This is a genomic window from Ruegeria sp. BHSB056 (assembly GCF_059613305.1).
Genome location: NZ_JBXWSG010000130.1, coordinates 1 through 6,447 on the forward strand (window position 1 = coordinate 1; position 6,447 = coordinate 6,447).

Annotated in this window: 5 protein-coding genes; 3 read left to right on the top strand and 2 right to left on the bottom strand. The window is 52.5% G+C overall.

Going from position 1 to position 6,447, the window contains the following annotated elements; genetic code table 11:
- A partial coding sequence (locus AC2FND_RS19170; RefSeq protein WP_496771317.1) for a hypothetical protein occupies positions 1–317 on the bottom strand: 317 nt, incomplete at its 3' end.
- 114 nt (positions 318–431) lie between these two features.
- On the bottom strand, positions 432–1,706 hold the full coding sequence (locus AC2FND_RS19175; RefSeq protein ID WP_496771318.1) for a right-handed parallel beta-helix repeat-containing protein: 1,275 nt from the start codon (positions 1,704–1,706) through the stop codon (positions 432–434).
- Positions 1,707–2,168: 462 nt separating this feature from the next.
- Here AC2FND_RS19175 and AC2FND_RS19180 point away from each other — a divergent pair, with 462 nt between their 5' ends.
- From AC2FND_RS19180 to AC2FND_RS19190, 3 genes are all read left to right on the top strand, one after another.
- Complete coding sequence (locus AC2FND_RS19180) at positions 2,169–4,160, top strand: right-handed parallel beta-helix repeat-containing protein (RefSeq protein ID WP_496771319.1); 1,992 nt, start codon at positions 2,169–2,171, stop codon at positions 4,158–4,160.
- A 269-nt stretch (positions 4,161–4,429) separates the two neighbouring features.
- Complete coding sequence (locus AC2FND_RS19185; RefSeq protein WP_496771320.1) at positions 4,430–5,143, top strand: class I SAM-dependent methyltransferase; 714 nt, start codon at positions 4,430–4,432, stop codon at positions 5,141–5,143.
- A gap of 53 nt (positions 5,144–5,196) precedes the next feature.
- Positions 5,197–6,144: a class I SAM-dependent methyltransferase gene (locus AC2FND_RS19190; RefSeq protein ID WP_496771321.1), complete on the top strand. Its 948-nt coding sequence runs from the start codon at positions 5,197–5,199 to the stop codon at positions 6,142–6,144.
- Positions 6,145–6,447: the final 303 nt, after the last annotated feature.

Sequence of the window (6,447 nt, forward strand, 5' to 3'; positions counted from 1 at the left end):
GGCGCCAGCGTTTCAATCATGAACATCCCAATGAACTGCCACATCGGCACCAAACCATGATTGACAGAAAAAGACAGGGCCGACCAGAAGCTGAACATAATCGCCAGAATATCAACGAGCCTGATCTTTCCGGCCTTGCCACTCAGCCATCCGATAATCGCAGGCAACATAAACAGCAGCAGGATCACCCGATACCCGCTGAGTCTGAGCCCCCCTAAGTGGAAATAGAACGGCATCGCAAACGAGAAAATGAGTAAGGCTAGAACGATCGGCCTTGTCGCCGGGGCACTGGCTTTGGCTGACAATACAGCGGTCATTCGAACGTCCTGCTTTTAACTGGGTAACGTGTCACAAAATGCATAAACATGTTGTCAGTATTCTGGCGAAGCGCCTAAGGCCAGTCACTTTTCCACAACTTCGTTCTGCACCTCTCATCGCGAGGGATATGATTTCGACAATGTGGACCCCGCATTCAAGCGATCAAGCTGACTGCCGGGACGGACACCGTATTCATTGTATCCGTTCTTCCTGCCACGCGCGTGGTAGATGAATTCGTGATCGTAATAGCCACCCTGTGACGGGCTTTGATCCTGAATCAGCGCATTATTGAGCACAACCCAATCGCGCTGATTTTTGTACCCGATGATGCTTGCCACAGCATTCTGTTCGATGACCACCGAAGTCGAATCCGAAGAAATATTGATGGCCGGAACAGAGTGTCCGCCGGGCACATGGATCAGAGAGTTTTTTCTGATCGAGATGTTATCGGATCCGTGAATGGAAATACCGTGAATATGAGCATTGTAGATCATGTTGTTTTCAACCAGCACATTGCGATGCCGCATGACAGGGTTGTTCAGATCCTTGCCGTCGCCACCGGCCCATATCGTCTGAGTGAAGTCGCCGCCGGCCATGTCAAAGACGTTATCCCGGATGACGATATCCGAAGACCCCCGGGGCGACACCCGCATGATCTGAATCATATCGCGGTGATCCTGAGAACCGGCCGCCCCGCCAAAATCGTGAAACCTGTTGCGTTCGATTGTCAGGCCATCTGCGGCATCGATATCGATCCCATCAGATCTGATCGTGTGGATATTGTTGCCCGAAAAGGTGAGCTGTCTTGACTGAACCGACAGAACAGCGGTCCACCATTTGCGAAACTCGTTGCCGGATAGTGTCAGGTTGCCACCGCGCTCGATCTTCAGACCAATCCCAATACTGTATCCGTCCGCCTCGGTCCCTGTTCCACGTGCGGTCCCGCCGTCGAACACTGAATGCGAGATTTTTATGTCTGTGCTGTCCAAGAGGACAAAATAGGCGATAAAATGCGGGTCTCCGCCATTATATGTGTAGTCAAAATAGACACCATCCAGATGCACATTTCCGGCCCCTTCCAGAACCAGACGCGTAAAACAGGCTGGCGATGCGGGATCAGCAGACCGGATCGTCACAGGTGACCGGTAGGACGCATTCAGCCTCAGGGTTCCATAATTCCCGGATTCTAGCAGAAAGGTCTCTCCGCCGTGGGCACTTTGCAAGACCGCGGCAAGAGCTGTGGCATCTGCAACAGGCTGACCTTTTGTCTGAACCGCAGAAAGACGGGATTGTACATGTCGCCCCTGGCATGGGGTCTGGGCGGCAACATCAAATCCTAGTGTGCATGTCAACGCCCCCGCCAGAGCAATCATTCTAAACCCAGCCATAACTCATCTTTCTAAGCACCCACACCTGCCTAAAAGTTTAGGCAAGCCATGTTCTGCTGTCTATTGCGACCCGCGCCTTTCAAAACCTCTACATCCGCGACCACCCTGTCGGGATCATCACCTTCCCTCACGTCACCGGGCAATTCATTGCCGATGCCAACCGAAGATACGCAAGGACATGCCTGAATGATGTCAATTTTGTGTCCGCTGTTGCGATGTTGGAATCAATACTTCAAACCACACTCAACCGCCAAGGGAAGTGGAACAATTCCCGGTATCGAGTATCAAGTTAACTCGGAAATGAGCGCGAAGGGGCATCATTGTCCCGATACAGGCAACAATTTCCAAACATAGCCATATTTCGGCCACTCTGCCGCCTTCGGGTGGCTGTTCCATCCGTTCCTGGGTGTGCGGGATCTCGTGCGCTGCCACTCACAGCGCCTATGAAACAGAAGGTGAAATATGTCGACGACAATCACGGTAACCTCTGCGGCAGAGCTGAACCAGGCCTTGTCTCAGGCGACAGGTGGGGAAACTATACTGCTTGCGGCAGGCGATTACGGTCAGCTCAATCTCCACTACACGAATTTCGCATCGAACGTGACGATCAAATCCGCGGATCCGAATGCGCAAGCCAGCTTTTCCGGTATTCACGTCAAGCAATCATCGAACGTCACATTCGACGGCATCAAGTTTGACTACACTTACAACAGCGGCGACTACCATTTCCAAAGTCCGTTCAGTGTCTATGACAGCCAGAACATCGCGTTCAAAAACTCGATCTTCGATGGCGACGTTGCCAGTGGCACAGGCACATCCGCAGACGGCACCGGTTATGGAACAGGCCTGACGATCAGTGGCTCGACCAATGTCAGTATCGACAACACCGAGTTCTTGAAATGGTGGAAAGCTGTCATTGCTGTGAACTCTAATGGGGTCAGCGTTACCGGCAGTGATATCCACACGATACGGTCCGACGGTCTGGTCTTCGACAATGTCGACAACATTCTGGTTGAGAATAACTATATTCACGATTTCGGCGGCGCAGCCGGGTCCGGCGATCACCGCGACATGATCCAGATTCAGCGCGCCAACGGCAGCGGCAGTGACAACATCACCATCCGCAACAACGTGTTCGACATGGGGAACGGGGACTTTACCCAGACCATCTGGGCTGGTGGTGACGGCCAGGATATCAACGATCCCAACGTGATCCACCACAACGTGCTGATCGAAGGGAACACGATCTATAACGGCCATTTCCACGGCATTTCCCTTTATGGGGTAGATGGGCTTACGATCACCCAGAATTCAGTTCTGCATGTGGACGAAAAGACGCTGACCGGCGGGATCGAGATTCCGGTGATCAACGTTTCCTCAGGTTCCACAAACGTCACCATCAATCAGAACATTGCATCTCAGATCGTAGGGTATAACGGGCAATCCGACTGGAACGTCAGCAACAACGCCCTGATCCAGCCCGGTGAATACGACCAGAACTTCACATATCAGGCAACGGCGCAGGGGACTGGTTACAACCAATATGTGGTCATCCCAGGCAGCCTGGCTGACACACTGAACGCCGGCTCGGCCCATTCGTATGGTGCCTCGGGATCCATCACCCCGCAGCCGGGCACCTCCGGGGCCTCGCAGACAAATACCAGCCCCACGCAGCCGGACAGCGGTTCCACGTCCCCCGACAGCGGAACCCAGCAGCCCGATACCGGTTCTGACGAGCCCAATACGAGCTCCGAGCCTGTTCTCGGCAACGAACCACAAGGCGAACTGATGATCGACATCACCAATCAGGACAGCCCTGAGAGCGTCGAGCAACAGGACGGATTTTCTGACATCAGCAAAGTCTCCTCCCCGGTCGACGCGACTCAGGCCGAAGGCGATACAAGCGCCGCGCAACCTGACACTGGCTCCGAACAACCTGGCACCGATTCCGAACTTGTCCTTGCTGACAGTTCACAAGGCGAGATGTCGAGCATCGACATAGCCAATCAGGACAGTCGGGGGAACATCGGAACTCTGGACGGAATTTCTGACGCGTCGCAGGTTAGCTTCTCGGTCGACATAACCCGTGACGAAGGTGACACAACAGCCGAGCGGCTTGTGTGGAACCACTCGAATTTCGGCCTGAAGCTGAACAAGAAAGGGCATCTGGTCGCAAAAGTCGACAACAATGATGGCGGGTTCCACGACGGCTTCAAGATCACGGATGTCAATCTGAGCGACGGTGAAACACATGAGGTCACCCTGATGGTCGATCAGGCTACCGATCGCCTTCAGGTTCTGGTCGATGGTGCCGTTGTCCTGGACGAAACCAATACGGATTTCGACTTCGCCGGTGGCCGGGAAAGAGACTGGTACGTTGGTGACAGCGTCGACACCTTTGCGATCGGCGATGAGACCCCGTTTGTCGAGCAGTATTCCGATTTGTTCGCGTAACGGCAAAGATCGCCAGAAAAGCAACTTATTGATCGCTACTGTATGGGCGGGTTCCGGGAAATCGGACCCACCCACATCTATTCTGACCACCGGCATTGCCAGTTATGTAAGCTTGGGTACATACGCTCTTTGAATGCTGCCAGTATTCATCTAAATGATTAGTCAAACAGCTATGCCAGTGCCTTAAAAGGCGTATTACAAAAAGCATTTTGTCGTGATTGGTCCCGTTTCAAACGCCGCGCTAGGCTACGAGTTTTTTGGGAGAGTAAATGGTACAGTCAGAAATACGCTGGCATACGGATTGCAGGCAAGACTATCTGGATACGATCTGGAACATCATAACGGATGAAAAACCGGCCCGGATCATGGAAATCGGCGGCACGACCAGCCGTTCGACTGGTGATAGGCCCCTGCCGGATCACGTCTCCTCGTTCACCATCAGCGATATCAGTGCCGAAGAACTGTCCCATGTCTCGGACGATTTCGACACGCTGCAGATCAACGCTTGTGGAGATGTTAGCCATGTGGATCAGAAATTCGATCTGATCATGTCGAAATTCTGTGGCGAGCACATGCCGGACGGCAAGCAGTTCCACAGAAACATGCATCACCTTCTGGCGGATGGTGGCGTTGCCGTTCACCTAGTGCCGACCATTTTCGCCTCGCCATTCTTGATCAACTGGCTGCTTCCCGAACAACTGACACGCAAGGCGGTTCAACTGTTGCAGCCCCGGCGCTTTGATGGTCAGAATACCGGCAAATTCCCCGCCTATTACTCACTGTGTCGCGGCTCGACCCCGTATATGCGTAAGGCCCTGGCGGATGTCGGGTTTTCGAGCATCGAAGTACATGAATATTACGGACACCATTACTATGATAAGATTTTCGGCCTGCGGCAGCTGGATAACGGGCTGGCGCGCCTCTGCGCCCGGCACGAATGGGCTGTTTATTCTTCCTATGCCATCATCATAACGCGCAAGTAAGTGCCCCAGACCAAACCACGACATTTGACAGGAAACCACCAAGACCTGAGGCTGTGGAAAGAGCGGCGCCACAAAACAGCCAAACAGACGAAATATTGAAATTGACGCCCCAGTTTACGAATACCGCTTCGACAGGTGGAGCATATAACAAGTTGAGATCCAAGGACGTAGAGATGTTAGAGTCGAAAAGTTATCAGGCCTATATGAACAGTCCATACAAAAGCAGTAAGCATTCCACTTACTTCAATGTGTATGACAAACTTTTTTCTCCTTACATCGGAAAAGACATCACGTTTGTTGAGATTGGCGTTCTGGGTGGTGGATCTCTTTTCATGTGGCGTGAGTTCTTTGGTCCTCAGGCGCGCATCATCGGCGTTGAACTAAACCCCGATGCAAAGCGCTGGGAACAGGAGGGGTTCGAGATTTTCATCGGCAGCCAGAGCGACCCGGATTTCCTTGAAAAAATTGTGAGGGAAATCGGTGAAATCGACATCGTCCTAGACGATGGTGGTCATACGTATGAACAACAGATCATCACAACCGAATGCCTACTGCCGCACATCAAGGATGGCGGGATGCTTGTGGTGGAAGACACCCATACCTCCTACATGGAAGGGTTCGGCCTTAGGCACCGTTCCTTTATCAAATATGCCATGAACATGGTGGACCGTATCAACCATCGGTTCTCGCGCCTGACGCCTGACGCCTCGGAAAAACGCGCCTGGGGAATCAGCTTCTTTGAATCCTTTGTCGTCTTTGACGTGAACCGCAAAGCGACCTCGGTTGTGTCTGCACCGACGGAGAACAACGGTGAAGATTTGCACGCCAAGGATTTCAGGCATGCAGATAATCAGACCTATGAAACCCTTCTGAAAACATCCAAGGGGCTGTCCGCGCTCAAAGCGGTTCCGGGAATGCGTGCAGTAGCGAGACTGGTTCGGGCGACGGTGTCTTTGCCGTCCAACATGAAACGCGCCCGCAAGTTGAAAGAGTATTTCTGACCAGCCTCAAGCCCTGCGGTCACTTGGCTACTTTATCCGTGCCATCCACCTGCAAACATGACTCAGGCTGTTTCTGGTGTTACAGAAAGATATGGTTGTTTTTGTTTGAGATTGCTTGCCATGATATCGTTTGGCAAAGAGCGTGTTTTCGTTTCTGGCCGCCAGTATCGCACAACCACCGTTTTGTGTGTGATTTCCTGTATTCTTGTATTGTCTGTCATACTTCGTCTTTGGGGAATTGAACCTCGAAGCCTGTCTCATCCGGAAATCTACGTCCCGGGTATCAATCTTGTTCCCGGCATC